The following is an 18,703-nucleotide window of genomic DNA, read 5'->3' as shown; positions in this document are numbered from 1 at the left end:
GCCGCGCGGGGGAGCGGGCGAGCAAGATGGTGTCGACTGTCGCTTCCATCCGAACAGAAGGAGACGGATCCGTGTCCACGGTGAACAGCTTCGGTGCCAAGAGCACCCTGACGGTCGGCAGCACCGACTACGAGATCTTCCGGATCGACACGGTCCCCGGATACGAGAAGCTCCCGTTCAGCCTCAAGGTCCTCCTGGAGAACCTGCTTCGCACCGAAGACGGCGCGAACGTCACGAAGGCGCAGATCGAGGCACTCGGTTCCTGGGATCCGGCGGCTCAGCCCGACACCGAGATCCAGTTCACACCGGCGCGCGTGGTGATGCAGGACTTCACCGGCGTGCCCTGCATCGTCGACCTCGCCACCATGCGCGAGGCGGTCACGGCTCTTGGCGGCGACCCGAACAAGATCAACCCGCTCTCGCCGGCCGAGATGGTCATCGACCACTCCGTCATCGCCGACCTGTTCGGCCGCCCCGACGCCATCGAGCGCAACGTCGAGATCGAGTACGAGCGCAACGGCGAGCGTTACCAGTTCCTGCGCTGGGGCCAGACCGCCTTCGACGACTTCAAGGTCGTCCCCCCGGGCACCGGAATCGTGCACCAGGTGAACATCGAGCACCTCGCCAAGGTCATCTACGACCGCTCCGTGAACGGCGTGCTCCGCGCCTACCCCGACACCTGCGTCGGCACCGACTCGCACACCACCATGGTCAACGGCCTCGGTGTGCTGGGCTGGGGCGTCGGCGGCATCGAGGCCGAGGCGGCCATGCTCGGCCAGCCCGTGTCGATGCTGATCCCGCGCGTCGTCGGCTTCAAGCTGACGGGCGAGATCCCCGCCGGCGTGACCGCGACCGATGTCGTGCTGACGATCACCGACATGCTCCGCAAGCACGGCGTGGTCGGCAAGTTCGTCGAGTTCTACGGCGCCGGCGTCGCCTCGGTGCCCCTCGCGAACCGCGCGACGATCGGCAACATGTCGCCGGAGTTCGGCTCCACCGCTGCGATCTTCCCGATCGACGACGTCACCCTCGACTACCTGCGTCTGACCGGTCGCGACGAGCAGGCCGTGGCCCTCGTCGAGGCCTACGCCAAGCAGCAGTCGCTCTGGCACGACGCCGCGAACGAGCCCAGCTTCAGCGAGTACCTCGAGCTCGACCTCTCCACGGTCGTGCCCTCGATCGCCGGACCGAAGCGCCCGCAGGACCGCATCCTCCTGTCCGAGTCGAAGGCGCAGTTCGAGAAGGACATCCTGAACTACGTCACGGGTCCGATCGACATCAACGACTCCGGATCCTTCCCGGCGTCGGACCCGGGATCCGTCCCGGGTGAAGAGGTCGAGACCAACGAGATCCCCACGCTGTCCTCGGGGTCCCCGAAGGCCGCGTCCAAGCCGGTCAAGGTCAAGACGCCGGACGGGCAGAAGTACATCCTCGACAACGGCGCCGTGACGCTGGCCGCGATCACCTCGTGCACCAACACCTCGAACCCGTCCGTCATGATCGCCGCCGGCCTTCTCGCCCGCAACGCCCTCGCCAAGGGCCTGAAGCAGAAGCCGTGGGTCAAGACCACGCTCGGCCCGGGCTCGAAGGTCGTCACCGACTACTACGAGAAGTCGGGTCTCGACAAGGACCTCGAGGGCCTCGGCTTCTACACGGTCGGCTACGGCTGCACGATCTGCATCGGAAACTCGGGCCCGCTGATCGACGAGGTCTCGGCCGCGATCAACGAGCACGACCTCGCCGTCACCGCGGTGCTCTCCGGCAACCGCAACTTCGAGGGCCGGATCAGCCCCGACGTGAAGATGAACTACCTCGCCAGCCCGCCGCTGGTCGTCGCCTACGCCCTTGCGGGGTCGATGAACTTCGACTTCGACACCCAGGCGCTGGGCACCGACGGCGAGGGCAACGACGTGTTCCTCAAGGACGTCTGGCCCGACCCCGCCGAGGTGCAGCAGATCATCGATTCGTCGATCTCGCGCGACCAGTTCATCAAGCAGTACGCCACGGTGTTCGACGGCGACGAGCGCTGGACGAGCCTGCCCACGCCGACCGGTCCGGTCTTCGAGTGGGACGCCGACTCGACCTACGTGCGCAAGGCGCCGTACTTCGACGGCATGGAGGCGACCCCGGCACCCGTGTCCGACATCAGCGGCGCCCGCGTGCTGGCCACCCTCGGCGACTCGGTCACCACCGACCACATCTCGCCGGCCGGCAACATCAAGGCGGGCACGCCCGCCGCGCAGTACCTCACCGAGCACGGCGTCGCGCAGAAGGACTTCAACTCCTACGGCTCTCGCCGCGGCAACCACGAGGTCATGATCCGCGGCACGTTCGCCAACATCCGTCTGAAGAACGCGCTGGTCAAGGCGGTCAACGACGGACAGCAGATCGAGGGCGGTTACACCCGCGACTTCACCCAGGCCGGTGGCCCGCAGGCGTACATCTTCGACGCCTCGACGAACTACCAGGCCCAGGGCACCCCGCTGGTGATCTTCGGCGGCAAGGAGTATGGATCCGGATCCTCCCGTGACTGGGCGGCGAAGGGCACCAACCTCCTCGGCGTGAAGGCTGTCATCACCGAGAGCTTCGAGCGCATCCACCGCTCGAACCTTATCGGCATGGGCGTCGTGCCGCTGCAATTCCCCGCGGGCGAGTCCTGGGAGTCGCTGGGCCTCGACGGCACCGAGATCGTCTCGATCGCGGGCCTCGAGGAGCTCAACGAGGGCACCACGCCGAAGACGGTCAAGGTGACCGCGGCTCCGAGCGAGTTCTCGGCCGAGGGCAAGCAGCCCATCGAGTTCGATGCGGTCGTCCGCATCGACACCCCCGGTGAGGCCGACTATTACCGCAACGGCGGCATCCTGCAGTACGTGCTGCGCTCGCTGGTCTGATCCACGACGAGAGGCGGGGCCGGTTCCTTCGGGAGCCGGCCCCGCCTCTCATGTCAGGCGCGTGGCGCGCGTCCGCCGCTGGCATCCGTGCTGCGACGTCTGCAGGACGCCGTGACGGATGCAGGCGCTGATCGCGGATTCGGTCCTGCAGGCGTCGCCTGGTCCTGCAGGCGTCGCAGGACGTCTCCTCAGTTCTTCTTCGCGGGAAGTGTCGGCGGCGGGTCGTCGGGCGCGAGTTCCGTGGCGATCTGCCGGAACAGCCGGTCACTCGCATTGTCGTAGACGCCGTTCGCGTCGAACGCGCCGGGCAGGAACGTCGTCGCCACCGCGATCGCGATCTTCTTCGAGGGCAGATACGCCTCGGTGGCGCTGTACCCGCTCAGCAGAGGGTTCTGCAGCTGCCAGGATCCGGATCTCACCACTCCGAGTCCGTAGTTGTAGCCGTTCACCTGGGTGAAGCAGGATCCGGCGCAGACGGGGAGCGGTGTGCCGAAACCGATCAACGTCGAATCGGTCATCTCGTGGAAGCTCTTCGGTGAGAGCAGCTTGCCGGTGCCGACGGCGACCGCGGTCGTCGCCATGTCGGTGATCGTGGTCGCCTCGGCGGCTCCGATCGGCGTGCCCCAGGCGGGGTTCCAGAACGTCGACTCCTCCGTGAAAGGCATAGACGGGGGAATGCCGAGGGCTACGCGGCGCTCGGAGCTGTAGGCATGCAGCACCGGTTCCGGCATGGTCGCGGTACTGTACGCCGCCGTCTGCGTCATACCCATCGGGCCGAGGACCTTCTTCTGCAGCAGCTGGTCGAGGGGAGCTCCTCCGATCATGGAGAGGATGTGGCCGAGGATCATGAAGTTGGTGTGCGCGTAGCTCCAGTTGGTGCCGGGCTCGAATTGCAGAGGGCGATTGAACGCGTCCTTCAATCGCTCGTCGAACGTGAACTCGTGGAATGGGTCGGCGTTGTAGGCCGCGGTCCACTCCGGATCCGTCTCGAAGTCGGGATATCCGGTGGTCTGGTTCGTCAGCATCCTGAGCGTGACCTTGTTCGCCTCGGGCAGGCCGGGCATCCACTTGTCGACCGTGTCGTCGAGAGTGATCTTCCCCTCGTCGACGTACTCCAGCAACAATGTGGAGACGTACTCGAACGCCACCGCGCCGTTGCGGAAATGCATGTCGGTGGTGGCGGGGACGCCGGTCATCGAGTCCCCGTACGCCTGCATGGCCACGACCTTGCCGTCGACCGTGACCCGCACGATCACCGCCTTCAGACTGTCGGCCTTCATGGCCTCTCGGACGATCGAGTCGACCCGTGCGTTCTGGACGGTCGGAGGTTCGGACGACGCGATCGCGGCGGGAGCGGCCCCGCCCGCCGGCCGCCATACGATCCAGGCGATGACCACGAGCAATGCGATGACAGCAGCGGCTGCAATGACGACGATCGTCCTTCGCCGCGCGGTGCCGCGGGATGCCGGTGTCTGCGCGTTCACGTTCGTCTCCTCGGATCCACGATCGCGGAATGTCCAAGCGCACCGGGGGCCGTTCGGGTCCGGTCCTTCGGGCGCACGGGGACGATCACTCGCGTCCCCGTGCTCGCCTGCTGCTGAGCATAGACCCGGGGTCGGTGGCGATCAACGAGAGTGTGACGGCGCTCCGATGTACCGGGAGGACGGTCGGAGGATCTTGCCGTCCTGCACCTGCTCGCAGGCGTGCGCGCCCCAGCCGATCAGGCGTGCCGATGCGAACGTCGGAGTGAACAGCTCGCGCGGAATCCCGCACGCCTCCATGACGACCGCGGCGTAGAGCTCGACGTTCGTGCGCAGGGCGCGGCCCGGCTTGAGCTCGTCCAGCACCTGCAGCACGGTCTGCTCCACAGTCACCGCGAGGTCGACGCGGTCCGACGCGAGTCCGTCGACGCGCAGCCGCTGAGCGACCCCGCGCAGCAGGCGCGAGCGGGGATCCTCCGTGCGGTACACCGCGTGCCCGAACCCCATGATCCGCCCGCCGTTCTGCACGCGCTCGCGCACCCAGGCGTCCGCACGATCGGGTGTCCCGATCTCGTCCAGCATGTCGAGCGTGCGCGCGGGTGCGCCTCCGTGCAGTGGTCCCGACAGCGCGCCGAGTGCACCGCCGACGCACGAGGCGAGGTCGGCGCCGGTGGACGCGATGACCCGCGCCGTGAACGTCGACGCGTTGAACCCGTGGTCGATCGCCGCGGTCAGATACGTGGCGAGGGCAATGGAGAGGCGGGCGTCGGGTGCGGCGCCCGTGAGCATGCGCAAGTAGTCGGAGACGGGGTCGAGCTCCGCGTCCGGCGCGATCGGATCCTGTTCCTGGCTCCACCGGTGCAATGCCGCGATCAGGGACGGCGCGACGGCGGCGAGACGGATCGTGTCGTCGACGCGCTCCTCGTCGGTCTCGTCGTAGAGGGCGCGCCGTCCGTCCGCGGCGGAGACGAGAGCGAGCCCGGTGCGCAATTGGGCCATGGGATCCAGACCCGAGGCCGCGATCGCCGACAGCGGTCCGTGCAGGTGTTCGGGGATCGTTCGCGCCGCGGTCGTTCGGGCGCGGAAAGCTGCGGCGTCGGCGTCGTCCTGAGGCAAAGCGCCGAGTGCGACCAGCCTCCAGGCGTCCTCGAATCGGGCTTCGGCGGCCAGCTCCACACCCGAGACGCCCCGGTACTGGAAGAAGCCCTCCTCGCCGCGGACGTCGCCGATCGTGGTCTCGGCGACGACGACGTTGGTGAGTCCTCGCGGAACGTCGATGAGATGCGTGTCGTTGCGATCGATGGTGATGGCCATGTCGGCTCCTCTCTGGCGAGTCGCGGATGGCGGCTCTTCGCTCACGATCTCTAATGGATCCGGATATCGTCAATGTTGATCGAATCAATGAAGGAGCCCGCGATGGACGCACTCACGGCGGCGCAGACGGCGGCGCGTCTCGGTGTGCGGACGGAGACGCTCTACGCGTATGTCTCTCGGGGCCTGATCGCGCGCGAGCGCGGGGCGCACGGCTCGTTGTTCGACCCGCTCGAGGTCGAGCGCTTCGCCCGTACCCGCCGCCGTGCGACCTCGCCCTCGCACGGCGCGGCTCGCGCGGCCGGCGCGGACGGGAGCCCGCTGGCTGTCATCGACACGGACATCGCGCTGATCGAGGACGGGGAGCTCTGGATCCGCGGCGTGCCGATCGATGAGCTGGTCGCGGGGGAGGGCCAGCCGCCGAGATTCGACGCGATCGTGCGGTGGCTCTTCGCGCGCACGGACCTGCCGCAGTGGGACGCGTTGCGGCTGGAAGGGTCCGGGAGCGCAGCGCCGAGCCGCGTGGTTGCCGCCCTTCCGCCCGCTGCCGGGGCATTCAGCCGACTGCTCGCGGCGGTCGCGACTCTCGCGGCGGAGGATCCGGAACGATACGACCTCCGTGCGGAGACCGTGGCACGCGTCACGACGCGTCTCGTCGCCGGGCTCGTGGATGCGCTCCCGCTGCTCGGTGTCGGTCAGCAGAACGACAGTGCGGCGTCGACCAGCGGGACGACGGGCGGATCGGTGGCAGCGCGGCTCTGGCCTTGCCTCACGAGGCTTCCCCCGACGCCTGATCGCGTGCGAGTGCTGGACGCTGCGCTCGTGCTCCTGGTCGATCACGACATGGCGGCCTCGACTCTCGCCGCGCGGGCCGCGGCGTCGGCGCGAGCCCATCCCTACGCCGTCGTGGCGGCCGGGTTCGGCGCCCTCGACTCTGCTCTGCACGGAGCGGTGAGCGCGGCGGTCCACGCACTGCTCCGACAAGTGCGGGACGGGGTGGATCCGGCAGCCGCGCTGGCGACCGCGACGCGCTTGGGCGGAGCGGGGATCCCCGGCTTCGGACAGCTGCTGTACCCGGACGGAGATCCCCGGGCGCGGCTGTTGCTTCGGCTCATGCGCGAGACGGCGGATCCGCAGGCTGAGACGGCACTGGGGCTGGCCGAGCAGCTGATCGCCGTCGTGCATGCCAGGACGGGCCTCTACCCCACGGTCGATCTCGCGCTGGCCGTGATGGCACTGGCCTGGGACATGCCCGCGGACGCCGGAGAGACGGTCTTCGCGGTCGCGCGCTCAGCAGGCTGGTGCGCGCACGCGCAGGACGAGTACGGGCGGTCCCCGCTGCGGTTGCGGCCGATCGGACACTACGTCGGTCCGGATGCGGCGGATCTCCAGCGGCCCGGGAGCAATGCTCGGTAGTCTTGGTCGGTGCTGCGGGCCTCGGCTCGCTGTTCCCGTTTCGTTTCAGGAGGCAGACACGGTGGCGATCCTTCCCGGCATCTCCGGTCCCCGCGACCTCGACCGGCTCACCCCCGAACAGCTCGCGGAGCTGGCAGCGGAGGTCCGTTCGTTCCTGATCGAGAACGTCGCCCGCACGGGTGGCCACCTCGGGCCGAACCTCGGCGTCGTGGAGCTCACCATCGCGCTGCACCGGGTGTTCTCCTCACCGGATGACCCGATCATCTTCGACACCGGGCATCAGTCGTACGTGCACAAGCTCCTCACTGGGCGTCAGGACTTCTCGGCGTTGCGCTCGCGCGGCGGGCTGGCCGGCTACCCACAGCGGTCGGAGAGCCCGCACGACGTCGTGGAGTCCTCGCACGCCTCGAGCTCGCTGAGCTGGGCAGATGGGATCTCCCGCGCCTTCACCGCGACGGGTCGCGGGGACCGTCACGTCGTCGCGGTCGTCGGCGACGGCGCGCTCACCGGCGGCATGACGTGGGAGGCGCTCAACAACATCTCCGATGACAACGAGCGCAACCTGGTCATCGTCGTGAACGACAACGGGCGCTCCTACGCGCCGACGATCGGCGGTATGGCCCGCTACATGAACCGGGTGCGCACGGCGGGCGTGTACCGCGACCTGCATCGCAAGTCGGACCGGTTCTTCCGGGCGTTCGGTCCAGTCGGGCGCGCGTTCTACCGCGGCGTGCGCGGAGGAACGCACGGCTTCCTCTCGCGCTTCTCGAACAACGAGGAGTTGTACTCCAACCTCGACATCAAGTACCTCGGTCCCATCGACGGGCATGACATCCCCTCTCTCCTTGAGACGCTGCAGCTCGCGAAGGACTACGGCGCCCCGGTCATCGTGCACGTCATCACCGAGAAGGGCCGGGGGTACCAGCCCGCGCTCGACGACGAGGCGGATCAGTTCCACGCGGTCAACAAGATCGACCCGAAGACCGGCGCCCCCCTCGCGGCGAGCGGCATCGGATGGACCGACGTGTTCGCCGACGCACTGGTCGACGTCGGTTCGCGCACCCCGAAGGTCATCGCGATGACGGCGGCGATGCTGCGGCCCACGGGTCTCGCTCCGTTCGCAGAGCGGTTCCCCGACCGCGTCTACGATGTCGGCATCGCCGAGCAGCACGCCGTGACGTCCGCGGCGGGCCTCGCGTACGGCGGTCTGCATCCGGTGGTCGCGCTCTACGCCACGTTCATGGGCCGCGCGTTCGACCAGGTGCTGATGGACGTCGGGCTGCACCGTGCCGGGGTGACGTTCGTGCTGGACCGGGCGGGCGTCACCGGGCCCGATGGCCCGAGCCACCACGGTCTGTGGGACCTGTCCATGCTGCAGATCGTGCCGGGGATCCGCATCGCGGCGCCCCGTGACGCCGAGCGCCTGCGCGAGGAGCTGGAGGAGGCGGTGGCCGTCGACGACGCGCCGACCGTGATCCGCTTCCCCAAGGGTGCGGTGACCCCCGAGATCCCGGCGCTCGAGCGCCTGCACGACGGCGTGGACGTGCTCTCCCGCGATGAGGACGAGGATGTGCTGCTCATCGGGATCGGCCCGTTCGCGACTCTCGCTCTCGACGTGGCGGACCGCCTCAAGGCGCAGGGGATCGGCGCGACCGTGATCGACCCGCGCTGGGCGATCCCGGTGCAGCCCTCGGTCGTCGAGCTCGCGGCCCGGCACCGCCTCGTCATCACCCTCGAGGACGGCATCCGTGTCGGCGGGGTCGGCACACGCGTCCGTCAGGTCCTCCGCGAGGCGGGCATCGACACAGCCGTCGACGAGCTGGGCCTGCCCGACGAGTACATCGACCACGCCAGCCGCGACCAGATCCTCGAGGATGCCGGGCTGACCTCGGGCAAGATCGCGCAGGACGTCGTCGCCCAGGTGCTCGGCACCCGCGTGCCGATCGCCCGCCCCACGGGCGAGGTTCCGCTGCACACGGGCACGGTCGAGATCGTGGCCGGGGCACGCGAGGACCGCACGGCGAACGATCCCCGGCGTTAGTCACGCTCCGGCCAGGGTGCGCTGACCTTCCGGTCGTCACGCAGCGCCTGGCGCGCCGTGATCGACCAACCTGTGCCTGCGCTGACGGCGCCAGCGGTGGCGGCGAGCGCGATCAGCGGCCAGAGATCTCCAGACATGTTCCACGCGCCGGTGATCGCGCCGCCGATGCCGACGGCCAAGGCCCCGCCGACGACTGCTCCGAACGCTGCGTGCGCGCCGAGGTGGATCCATCTCGACCTGATGCGCGCCAGCGAACGTCCGAGAAGGGCGGCGAACGGCAGGGACACGAGTGTCGCGATTCCTGAGATCGCACCGCCGACGGCGAGCGAGACGATAGCGAAGACAGCCTTCAGCTCGCTGAACGCCGCGGATACGGCTCCGGGGAGCGTCACCAGCGCTCCCAGAATCGCCAAGAAGACCAACCATGCCCAGAACGCGCCGCGCACCAGCTCATCCCCGGTGAACGCCATGGGCCTCGCGGGCGTCCGCGGAGAAGGCGCGTCGGTACCGATGCTCATCATCATCGGGGAGCCGCCTGAGGATGGGGATGCCGGCGACGGAACCAGGGCTGCGGAGTCAGCCCGCGGTCCTTCCGCAGCGCGAGCGACGCCGTCCTCGCCCAGGCGAGCGTGATCGCGACCGACCCCGAGGCCCAGCCGGCGACGGCGATCACGGTCAGAACGCCTGCGAAGCTCAGATGCAGCGTGGTGATCACGGCTGCCGTCACCGCACCCGAGAAGACGATGCCGAACCCGGCCCATGCGATGACATGCGTTCGGAAATCTGCCACCCGGACGATCGCACGTCCGAGGAGCAGCGCCGGCATCACTCCGATCAGGAGCGCGAGGAGCGAGATCGGCACGGCGTAGAACTGGACCAGGATGGTGAGGCCCACGCCTCTCCCGAGGGCGGAAAACAACGAATCCGCTTGGTCGAGTCTGTCGACGAACGCGGCGACGGTGCCCGCCAGCACGCACGCGATGAGGAACAGCACGAGGTGCAGCCCGAGAGCACGGAAGGCGCCCGCGATGAACTCCTCCGGGGTGAACGCCATCGGCTTGTTCGGTGTCCGCGGCCACGCCGCAAGCTCTTCGGCGTTCATGGCCGCACGTCCGCGATCTGGTCGAGGAGGTCGCGGGTCACACCGCGGACACCGGGGACGCGCAGGAACGGGAGTGCGACGGCGAACAGTCTGAGTCCGGTATCGAGGAGGCGGGTGGTCTTCGCCTGGTCGGGAGACTCGTCATAGGTCCACCGGAGGATGAGCGCGAGATACATCGGGAAGATCGCCTCGGGCAGACGCTCGGCGATATCGTCCGGCACACGATGCGACGCGCCTTCGACGACTTCGCGGAGCAGGCCGATCGTCATCTCGCGCGCGGGAGAGGACTCCACGGACAGGGGGTTGATCGGGGAGTCGGGGGAGACCATCGCGCTGAGGAAGCCCGGTGCGACGGCGCGGTAGGCGCCGACCGTTTCCAGGCTGGTCTCGAGGAAGATGCGCAGACGATCGACGAGGCCGGTCACACCCTCGAGCCTTGGGCGCGCTACTGCTCCGTGATCCCGCTGCTGCTGGTCGTAGAGCTCCTGGACCAGGTGCTCCTTGGAAGGGAAGTAGTAGTAGGCGTTCCCGACCGATACGCCTGCCTCCTTGGCGATCAGTCGGATGGTGGTGTCCGGGTAGCCGCGCTCGACGAATGAGGCCATGGCCGCGGCGCGGATCCGCGCTCTTGTCGCTTCGGCCTTCGGGGTGAGCGGCTTCGACGTGGCGTCCGACTCTGAACTGAACATGTTCAAAGAGTAGCGCGGACCCCGTGGAACGTCTACCCGGGCCGGGCGTGGCCGGCGCTCGGTCAGTACACTCGGCCCTCCGTGCACGTCGCGGTGTCGGCCGTGTTGCCCATCACCTGCGAAGGCAATGCGACGGCGTCGGTCGTCGTAGGGGCTGCGGAAGCGGCAGGAGCCAGAGGATCGGCGGCATCGGCCTCCGCGGGAGCCGCGGTGCCGGCTTCCTCGGTTGACTGACCTTGGGTGGCCGCTGTGAATGTGAAGGTCTTGTTCTGCTCGAGAGCGGTCAGCACCTGCTGTGCGGCGGCCTCGTCCGGAACCAGCCGGTTCGGATTCGACGGCGCGGGATAGACGGGGTACTGGATGAACGCGTACTCCTGGGTGGGCACACTCTTGATCGCGAGGCCCAATTGCACGAGCGTGAGCGGGTTCTCCAACGTGGTGCTGGGGTCGATCGCGCTGATGCCGGCGTGCGCCAGCCGAAGCAGCTTCGCGGGATCGGTGAGCGTCTGCTCGTCGCTGATCCGCCGCACCAGGCTCGAGAGGTACTGCTGCTGGTTGCCGATTCGCGCGAGGTCACTACCGTCCGCCGTCGAGTAGCGCGCGCGAAGAAAGGCGAGAGCCTGCGCGCCCTGAAGCGTATGCCGTCCCGCGGTCAGATCGATGCCGGAGTCCGCGTCCCGCATGTCGCTGGCGACGCAGATCTCCACGCCGCCGATCGCATTGGTGACGTCGATCACGCCACCCCAGTTGATCGATGCGGCGTAGCCGACCTTCAGCCCTGTCAGCGCCGTGATCGCCTTCGCGGAGCAGTTCACTCCGCCCCGTTCGAACGCGGCATTGATCATCTCGCCCGAGACCGCTGGTGACACCGTGCCGTCATCCTTCCGACACTCGGGGATTTCGACGAGGAGGTCGCGCGGGAAGCTGATCACCGTGATGTGCCGTGGCTCCGCGGAGATGTGCACGAGCATGAGGACGTCGCTGCGCGTGCCCTCGACGTCCGGATCCGAGCATCGATTCTGGAACATCGCGGCGTATTGCGGCTCGCAGTTGTCGGTTCCGGCGAGCAGGATGTACGCGGCGACGTTCGGGAACCCGCCCAGCCCAGGTGCGGCTGCTTCTGCCGGTGCGTCCTCGAGCGCGAAGCTGCCCGACGCGAAGTTGCCGGCGAGGTCCTGGACGATCCAGACGCCGGTCGCGACCGCAGCGATGGCGACGGTGGTCGCGCAAACGGCGAGAAGGCGCAGGAACTGTCCCCAGGCGCCCGGACGCGGAAGCTGGCCGTGCTGGGCGACGGTCCGCCGACCGGATCTGGTTCCTCCCACACGATCCCCCTGATCTGCGCCTCGGACGATGCAGACGACCCGTCATGCACCACCTGTTGCTGCCCGAGCCTAGCGGGCGATGTCAGGCGGAGTCGGCGAGCGTCTCGGCCACGAGGCGCGACACCTGGTCGTGGGCGAGGGAGCGGTCATCGTCCACGAGGCCGATGCGGGTTCGCCTGTCCAGCACGTCGTCGGTGGTCAGCGCGCCTTCGGCCCGCACCGCGAACTCGACCTCGGCGCGTGTCACGTCGATACCCGCGGCGATGCGCTCCCGCGGGGCCGTGCAGCGCGCGCGGGCCAGCACCAGCCCGGCCTCCGCTCCGTAACGCCAGTGCAGATCGTCCGAGGGGCGCGAAGGAGCCGCAATCGCGCCGACGAGAGGCAGCGTGGCGGTGCGGCACGGCCCCGCGGGGAGACCTGCGATCGCGACTGCTCGATCGACCGCATCCTCTGCCATGCGGCGATAGGTGGTGAGCTTTCCGCCGAGGACGTTCACGAAACCGCCCTCGGAGACGGCTACGAGATGGCGTCGAGAGATGTCCGCAGTGGAGGATCCACCGGTGTCGACGAGCGGCCGCAGCCCCGCGTATGCACCGCGGACCTGGTCGCGCCGGATCGGCGTGGCGAGGGCGCGGTTGAGGACCTCGAGCAGGAACGCGATCTCCGGCTCCGTGGGGACGGCGACCGAGGGCACCGGCCCCGGCGCGTCTTCATCGGTGAGACCGACCACGACGCGGCCGAGCTGCTGCGGCAGAGCGAACACGAAGCGGCTGATGGATCCGGGATGCGGCACGGTGAGGGCTGCCGCGGGGTCCCCCAACGCTGCGGCGTCGAGCACGAGATGCGTGCCCCGGCTCGGCCGCATGCGGATGGCGTCATCGAGATCTCCGGCCCAGACGCCCGTGGCGTTCACCACGGTACGGGCGCGGATCTCGAACCTCTCGCCGCTGAGGGCGTCCTCGACGTGGGCACCGTTCTGGCGGAGCGTGAGTGCGCGCACCCGCGTGAGGATCCGGGCGCCGAGGGATGCGGCTGTCCGCGCGACGGCGACGACGAGCCGGGCGTCATCGACGAGCTGACCGTCGGCGGCGAGCACGGCGCCCTGCAGCCGCTCCGCCTGCAGGGTCGGCACCAACCGAGCCGCGGTGCGCGCTGTGATGAGGTGAGGCGCGGGCAGGACGGCCTGCGGCGTGCCCGCCCGCAGCCGCAGCAGATCCCCGAGTGCGAACCCCACGGCGCCTGTCAAGCGCTGCTTCGGGGTGGCGGCGGGGGAGAACGGCAGCAGCTGAGCCATCGGGCGGATGAGATGAGGGGCGATCCGCGTCATCAGCAGGTGGCGCTCGACCGCGCTCTCCCGCGCCGTGGCGATGTCGCCGGTCGCGAGGTAGCGCAGCCCGCCGTGCACGAGCTTCGAACTGAACCGGCTGGTGCCGAACGCGAGGTCCTCGGCCTCGATGAGCACGACCGACAGTCCGCGGCTCACCGCGTCCAGGGCGACTCCGGCGCCGGTGATCCCGCCCCCGACGACGAGCAGGTCGACACGGTCCTCGGCAGTGCGGAGCAGTTCCTCGCTCCGGCGCCGCGCGTTCAGTCGCGAGGAACCGTTCATGGCCGCAGCAGCCCGTCGATGGCGGTGCGCAGCTCGCGTTCGAAGGAGAGCTCGTCGATGAGTTCGCTCACCGTGCCGTGGGAGAGCAGTGCGGACTGCGCGATCAGCAGCAGCATCACCGCCATCGCCTGCGGATCATCGCGGCGGACGGATCCATCATCCTGGGCCGCAGAGATGGAGACCGCGATCCAGGCGAGGATCGCACGCTGGCTGGATCCGACGCGCTCCAGGGTGTAGCGCGTGAACGCCTCGGGCTCATCCGTCAGCAGGTGCCGGTAGACCGGGTCCCCGCGGAACAGCGTGGAGAACCGGAGCACGTCCTCGATGATCTCGGCGCGGGTCGTCGCAGGCTCGGGGAACTGGTCGAGGATGCTCGCCACACGGCGCAACAGGGCGGCGCGAACCACATCGTCGGCATCCGACCAGTGACGATAGATCGTCGGGCGACTCACTCGCGCGCGGCGGGCGAGCTCGGCGATCGTCACGCCGTGCACGCCTCGCGACGCGATGAGCGCCTCGGCGGACTCGAGGATCCGGGTCTGCGTCGGGTCCCAGCTCGGCAGGGGGACATCGAACGCGGGTTGACGTTTTGTCATGATCTGTCACACTGTAACGCATGACGAACCCGAGCGGCAGAGACGCCGACGATCCGATCGACGAGACGGCGCCGATGCGCTGGAATGGCTGGGGAGACCCCGAACGGGCCGAGGGTCTGCCTTTCGCTGTGCGTTCCCTGCTGCCGCTGCTGCTCGGGCGCATCCGTCGCCCCGGCTCGGCGATCGCCCTCGCCGACGTCCGGCTGATCCGTTCCGCCTTCACGTCCGACGACGTCGAGGCGTTCGCCGAGGTGCTCGGCGCCGACAACGTCCGGACGGATGCGGAGTCCCGCATTCGGCACGCCGGGGGGCGTTCCACCCCCGACCTGCTGCGCCGCCGTGAGGAGGACCAGGCCGCGCCCGACGCGGTGCTGCGCCCGCACGACCACGACCAGGTCGTCGCGTGTCTGCGCCTGGCCGCGGAGCGCGACATCGCCGTGATCCCGTACGGCGGCGGGACGAGCGTCGTCGGCGCCCTCGACCCCGAGCGCGGTGCGCACAGGTGCGTCGTGAGCCTGGATCTCGGCCGGATGACCGGCCTGCTGCGTTACGACGCCGTGAGCGCGGAGGCGGTGCTCGCCGCCGGAACGACCGGGCCGGAGGCGGAACGGCTCCTCGCGGGTCACGGCATGGAGCTGGGGCACTACCCGCAGAGCTTCCGCTACGCGACGATCGGCGGATTCGCCGCCGCGCGCTCATCGGGACAGAACTCGGCCGGTCACGGCCGGTTCGACACGATGGTCACCGGCATCAGGGTCGCGACCCCGACGGGCGACATCGAGCTGGGGCGGTCGCCGGGCAGCGCCGCAGGCCCGGACCTCATCCGCCTCTTCCTCGGATCCGAGGGCATCTACGGCGTCATCACCGAGGTGACCGTGCGCGTGCACCCCGTGCCGTCCGGGCGCGTGATGGAATCGTGGACGTTCCCCGACTTCGCGACCGGTGCCGCGGCGTTGCGAACCGTGGCGCAGGGCGGCGGTGGCCCCACCGTGATGCGCCTGTCCGATGAGGCCGAGACCAGCGTGAGCCTCGCTCAGGTCGGGAAGATCGGCAAAGCGCTCGCGAAGGGCACGAGCGCGGTCACCGTCTTCGAGGGGGACGACGTGGCGGCGCGTCGAGCGCGCACGGCTGCGCTGCTGCACGCGGCCGGCGGCACGTCGCTGGGCGAGGGAGCATCGGAGGACTGGCTGCGCACCCGTTTCGACGGACCGTACCTGCGCGATGCCCTGCTCGATGCGGGTGTGTTCTGCGAGACGCTCGAGACGGCGACGACGTGGTCCCGGCTCGTGGGCCTGCGCGATGCGGTGACGACGGCGCTCAAGACCGGATTCGCCGAGGCAGGACGCAAGTCCTTCGTGATGTGCCATGTCTCGCACGTGTACCCCACGGGGGCATCGCTGTACTTCACCGTGCTCGCTCCGCTCGGCACCGATGCGCTGGACGCATGGGCCGGCATCAAGCACCGGGCCGGCGACGCCATCATGGCCGCGGGCGGCACGATCAGCCACCACCACGCGGTGGGGCGCGATCACTCGCCCTGGCTCGCGGACGAGATCGGTCAGACGGGCATCCGGATCCTCGCGGCTGTCAAACGCGAGCTCGATCCCGCGGGGATCATGAATCCCGGCGCCGTGCTCGGCGCGGCGGCGCCGGTTCCCGTGTCACCCGCGGGAGCCTGAGGCATGCCGAGGATCGCGCTGATCGTGAACCCGCGCTCCGGCAAGGGGCGCGGCGCCTCCGCGGCGGATGCGGCCGTCGCCGCGCTGCGGGACGCGGGTGCCGAGGTCGTCGTGCACATCGGATCCTCGCCCGCGGACACGCGCCGTCTGATCGGGGTCGCCGTCGCGACACGTCCGGAGGCGCTCGTCGTGGTCGGCGGAGACGGCACCGTGTCGGAGATCCTGCCCGAGCTTGCAGGCACGGAGATGCCGATGGTGCTCGTTCCCGCCGGCACGGGCAACGACCTCGCTCGCGCCCTGGGAGTGCCGAGACACGACCCGGCCGGTGCCGCGCTGCTCGCGCTGCACGGAGTTCCTCGTCGCATCGACGTCGGCGAGATCGTGGCAGCCGGCCGGACCACGCCGTTCCTCACGGTGGCGGCGCTCGGCTTCGATGCCAAGGTCAGTGATCGCACGAACCTGCTGCGCTGGCCCCGCGGTGCCGCGCGCTACTACCTGGCGATCCTGATCGAGGTCGCCCGCCTGCGGCCGACCCGGTTCCGGCTGGCCTGCGAGGGCGAGGATCCGAGAGACGCCCCCGGCACACTGGTCGCCGTGGGCAACACCGCCAGCTACGGCGGCGGCATGCCGATCTGCCCCGACGCGCGCCTCGACGACGGCCTGCTGGACGTGGTGCATGTCGCGCCGATGCGGCGGATCCGATTGCTCGCGCTGTTCCCCCTGCTGCTGCGCGGGCGGCATCTGACGCGGCCGGAGGTGGCGCACCGCCTGGTGCGCGAGATCACCGTCTCATCGCCGGATCTCGTGGTCTACGCCGACGGAGAGCGGATCGCGGAGAAGGCGTGCACCATCCGGGTGCGCCCCGCGTCACTGACCGTGATGGTCGCGAAGGGAGTCACCGCATGACCGGCTTCGATGAAGACGTCGTCGTGATCGGGTCCGGGTTCGGCGGTTCGGTCGCTGCGCTCCGGCTCGTGGAGAAGGGCTACCGGGTCCGTGTGTACGAGGCGGGTCGACGCTTCGAGGACGACGACTTCGCGAGGACGAACTGGGACGTCCGCCGCTACCTGTGGGCTCCCGCCTTCGGGTGCTTCGGCGTACAGCGGATCCACCGGCTGCCGCACGTCATGATCCTCGCCGGCGCCGGTGTCGGCGGCGGATCCCTGAACTACGCGAACACGCTCTACCAGCCCGGCGACGGCTTCTTCGACGACCCGCAGTGGTCCGGTATCGCGCCATGGCGGGACGAGCTCGCGCCGCACTACGCCACGGCCAAGCGCATGCTCGGTGTCGTGGAGCACTACCCGCACACCGGCCCGGTCGAACGGATCATGGCAGGTGCAGCCGAGGATCTGGGCGTCGCGAAGACATTCCGCCGAGCGCCGGTCGGCGTGTACTTCGGCGCGCCGGGCGAGACCGTGCCGGATCCGTTCTTCGGCGGCGAAGGCCCCGCACGCACCGGCTGCACGTTGTGCGGGAACTGCATGGTGGGCTGCCGCGTCGGCGCGAAGAACACTCTCATGAAGAACTACCTCGCGCTCGCGGAGCGTCGTGGCGCGGTGATCGAGCCGCTGCGCACGGTCGTCGAGGTCCGCGAGCTCGCCGGAGGAGGCTTCTCGGTCACCACTCGCCCCAGCGGCGGCTGGGGTCGGGGCCGACGGCGCACCGTGACCGCGGAGCGGGTCGTGCTGGCGGCGGGCACCTGGGGGACGCAGCAGCTGCTGCACCGGATGAAGGCCTCGGGCGCGCTGCCGCGGATCCCGGATGCGCTCGGCCGGCTCACCCGCACCAACTCGGAGGCGCTGGACGGCGCGGTCTCGACCGCGGTGCCGGAAAAGGCCGGCTTCGCCCACGGCGTGGCCATCACGACGTCGTTCCACGTCGACGATCGCACGCACGTGGAGAACGTGCGGTACGGCCCCGGATCCAACCTCATGGGGGCGCTCGCGACCGTGCTCGTACCGGGCGACGTGCCGCTGCATCGCCGCCTGGGCGCGCTCCTCGGAGCCGTCGCGGGTCATCCGATCCGACAGTTCCGACTCGGGACGCTGCGTCGCTGGAGCGAGCGCGGCATCATCGCGCTCGTCATGCAGACCGCCGACAACTCGCTCACGCTCTCCCTGCGCCGTCGGTTCGGGCGCGACGTGCTGACCAGCGCCCAGGGGCATGGCGCCCCGAACCCGAGCCACCTGCCCGAGGCGCACCGTGCGGCGCAGGCGATCGCGACCCGCATGACGCAGGAGACGGGCGTGCCTGCATCCGCACGGGGATCCTGGCCCGAGGTCTTCGGGATCCCGCTCACCGCGCACTTCCTCGGCGGGGCGGTGCTGTCGGATGCGCCTGAGCACGGCGTCGTGGACCCCTTCCACCGGGTGTGGGGGCATCCCGGGCTCTCGGTCGTGGACGGATCCGCCGTCCCGGCGAACCCGGGTGTCAATCCGTCCCTCACGATCACGGCCCTGGCCGAACGTGCCATGTCGTACTGGCCGCGACGGGGCGAGCCCGATCCGAGGCCGGAACAGGCCTGACGCACGAAGAAGGCCGCCTCCCTCGGGAGACGGCC

At 69.6% G+C, this 18,703-nt stretch carries 14 protein-coding genes; 6 read left to right on the top strand and 8 right to left on the bottom strand.

The window, feature by feature from the left end; all coding sequences use genetic code 11:
* Positions 1–71 precede the first annotated feature (71 nt).
* On the top strand, positions 72–2,891 hold the full coding sequence (gene acnA, locus ACFWCK_RS08870; RefSeq protein ID WP_378805491.1) for an aconitate hydratase AcnA: 2,820 nt from the start codon (positions 72–74) through the stop codon (positions 2,889–2,891).
* A gap of 188 nt (positions 2,892–3,079) precedes the next feature.
* On the opposite strand, the gene ACFWCK_RS08865 is transcribed toward acnA, so the two are convergent.
* Positions 3,080–4,375: a serine hydrolase domain-containing protein gene (locus ACFWCK_RS08865; protein WP_378805490.1), complete on the bottom strand. Its 1,296-nt coding sequence runs from the start codon at positions 4,373–4,375 to the stop codon at positions 3,080–3,082.
* Positions 4,376–4,516: 141 nt separating this feature from the next.
* A complete protein-coding gene (locus tag ACFWCK_RS08860; RefSeq protein ID WP_378805489.1) occupies positions 4,517–5,686 on the bottom strand; it encodes a citrate synthase in 1,170 nt (389 codons plus the stop codon).
* Between the two features lie 102 nt (positions 5,687–5,788).
* On the opposite strand from ACFWCK_RS08860, the gene ACFWCK_RS08855 reads away from it, so the two are divergent.
* Both ACFWCK_RS08855 and dxs read left to right on the top strand, forming a co-directional pair.
* Positions 5,789–7,099 carry a citrate/2-methylcitrate synthase gene (locus ACFWCK_RS08855; protein WP_378805488.1) on the top strand — a complete coding sequence of 437 codons (1,311 nt, stop codon included), beginning with the start codon at positions 5,789–5,791 and terminating at the stop codon, positions 7,097–7,099.
* A gap of 61 nt (positions 7,100–7,160) precedes the next feature.
* Positions 7,161–9,140: a 1-deoxy-D-xylulose-5-phosphate synthase gene (gene dxs, locus ACFWCK_RS08850; RefSeq protein ID WP_378805487.1), complete on the top strand. Its 1,980-nt coding sequence runs from the start codon at positions 7,161–7,163 to the stop codon at positions 9,138–9,140.
* On the opposite strand, the gene ACFWCK_RS08845 is transcribed toward dxs, so the two are convergent.
* The 6 genes from ACFWCK_RS08845 to ACFWCK_RS08820 all read right to left on the bottom strand — a co-directional run bounded on the left by ACFWCK_RS08845 (position 9,137) and on the right by ACFWCK_RS08820 (position 14,461).
* Complete coding sequence (locus tag ACFWCK_RS08845) at positions 9,137–9,586, bottom strand: hypothetical protein (RefSeq protein WP_378805486.1); 450 nt, start codon at positions 9,584–9,586, stop codon at positions 9,137–9,139. The genes dxs and ACFWCK_RS08845 overlap by 4 nt on opposite strands.
* 74 nt (positions 9,587–9,660) lie before the next feature.
* On the bottom strand, positions 9,661–10,242 hold the full coding sequence (locus ACFWCK_RS08840; RefSeq protein WP_378805485.1) for a hypothetical protein: 582 nt from the start codon (positions 10,240–10,242) through the stop codon (positions 9,661–9,663).
* Positions 10,239–10,931: a TetR family transcriptional regulator gene (locus ACFWCK_RS08835; protein ID WP_378805484.1), complete on the bottom strand. Its 693-nt coding sequence runs from the start codon at positions 10,929–10,931 to the stop codon at positions 10,239–10,241. The genes ACFWCK_RS08840 and ACFWCK_RS08835 overlap by 4 nt, the downstream gene beginning before the upstream one ends.
* Positions 10,932–10,993: 62 nt before the next feature.
* Positions 10,994–12,256 (bottom strand): LCP family protein, encoded by a 1,263-nt coding sequence (locus tag ACFWCK_RS08830; RefSeq protein WP_378805483.1) that lies wholly within the window; start codon positions 12,254–12,256, stop codon positions 10,994–10,996.
* 82 nt (positions 12,257–12,338) lie between these two features.
* Entirely contained in the window at positions 12,339–13,865 is a 1,527-nt protein-coding gene (locus ACFWCK_RS08825) for an FAD-dependent oxidoreductase (RefSeq protein WP_378805482.1), read from the bottom strand.
* Positions 13,862–14,461: a TetR/AcrR family transcriptional regulator gene (locus ACFWCK_RS08820; protein WP_378805481.1), complete on the bottom strand. Its 600-nt coding sequence runs from the start codon at positions 14,459–14,461 to the stop codon at positions 13,862–13,864. Before ACFWCK_RS08820 ends, ACFWCK_RS08825 begins: the two co-directional genes overlap by 4 nt.
* Positions 14,462–14,481: 20 nt before the next feature.
* On the opposite strand from ACFWCK_RS08820, the gene ACFWCK_RS08815 reads away from it, so the two are divergent.
* From ACFWCK_RS08815 to ACFWCK_RS08805, 3 genes are read left to right on the top strand one after another with little or no spacing between them, the layout of a single operon-like run.
* Positions 14,482–16,140 carry an FAD-binding oxidoreductase gene (locus ACFWCK_RS08815; protein WP_378805480.1) on the top strand — a complete coding sequence of 553 codons (1,659 nt, stop codon included), beginning with the start codon at positions 14,482–14,484 and terminating at the stop codon, positions 16,138–16,140.
* A 3-nt stretch (positions 16,141–16,143) separates the two neighbouring features.
* Positions 16,144–17,046 carry a diacylglycerol kinase family protein gene (locus ACFWCK_RS08810; protein WP_233310033.1) on the top strand — a complete coding sequence of 301 codons (903 nt, stop codon included), beginning with the start codon at positions 16,144–16,146 and terminating at the stop codon, positions 17,044–17,046.
* The gene (locus ACFWCK_RS08805; protein WP_378805479.1) at positions 17,043–18,668 is read left to right on the top strand and encodes a GMC oxidoreductase; all 1,626 of its coding nucleotides are present in this window, start codon (positions 17,043–17,045) and stop codon (positions 18,666–18,668) included. Before ACFWCK_RS08810 ends, ACFWCK_RS08805 begins: the two co-directional genes overlap by 4 nt.
* Positions 18,669–18,703 lie beyond the last annotated feature (35 nt).

It is taken from the genome of Microbacterium sp. NPDC060117 (genome assembly GCF_042729315.1).
In the GTDB taxonomy this organism is placed as follows: domain Bacteria; phylum Actinomycetota; class Actinomycetes; order Actinomycetales; family Microbacteriaceae; genus Microbacterium.
The sequence above is the reverse complement of the archived record's forward strand: the minus strand, read 5'-3'. Positions and strand labels throughout refer to the sequence as shown.

Bases quoted from the DNA above. Each gene is read 5' to 3' on its own strand.
- ACFWCK_RS08815 (WP_378805480.1), top strand. From the start codon at position 14,482: ATGACGAACCCGAGCGGCAGAGACGCCGACGATCCGATCGACGAGACG.
- ACFWCK_RS08810 (WP_233310033.1), top strand. From the start codon at position 16,144: ATGCCGAGGATCGCGCTGATCGTGAACCCGCGCTCCGGCAAGGGGCGC.
- ACFWCK_RS08855 (WP_378805488.1), top strand. From the start codon at position 5,789: ATGGACGCACTCACGGCGGCGCAGACGGCGGCGCGTCTCGGTGTGCGG.
- ACFWCK_RS08825 (WP_378805482.1), bottom strand. From the start codon at position 13,865: ATGAACGGTTCCTCGCGACTGAACGCGCGGCGCCGGAGCGAGGAACTG.
- ACFWCK_RS08805 (WP_378805479.1), top strand. From the start codon at position 17,043: ATGACCGGCTTCGATGAAGACGTCGTCGTGATCGGGTCCGGGTTCGGC.
- ACFWCK_RS08820 (WP_378805481.1), bottom strand. From the start codon at position 14,461: ATGACAAAACGTCAACCCGCGTTCGATGTCCCCCTGCCGAGCTGGGAC.
- ACFWCK_RS08860 (WP_378805489.1), bottom strand. From the start codon at position 5,686: ATGGCCATCACCATCGATCGCAACGACACGCATCTCATCGACGTTCCG.
- ACFWCK_RS08840 (WP_378805485.1), bottom strand. From the start codon at position 10,242: ATGAACGCCGAAGAGCTTGCGGCGTGGCCGCGGACACCGAACAAGCCG.
- ACFWCK_RS08835 (WP_378805484.1), bottom strand. From the start codon at position 10,931: ATGTTCAGTTCAGAGTCGGACGCCACGTCGAAGCCGCTCACCCCGAAG.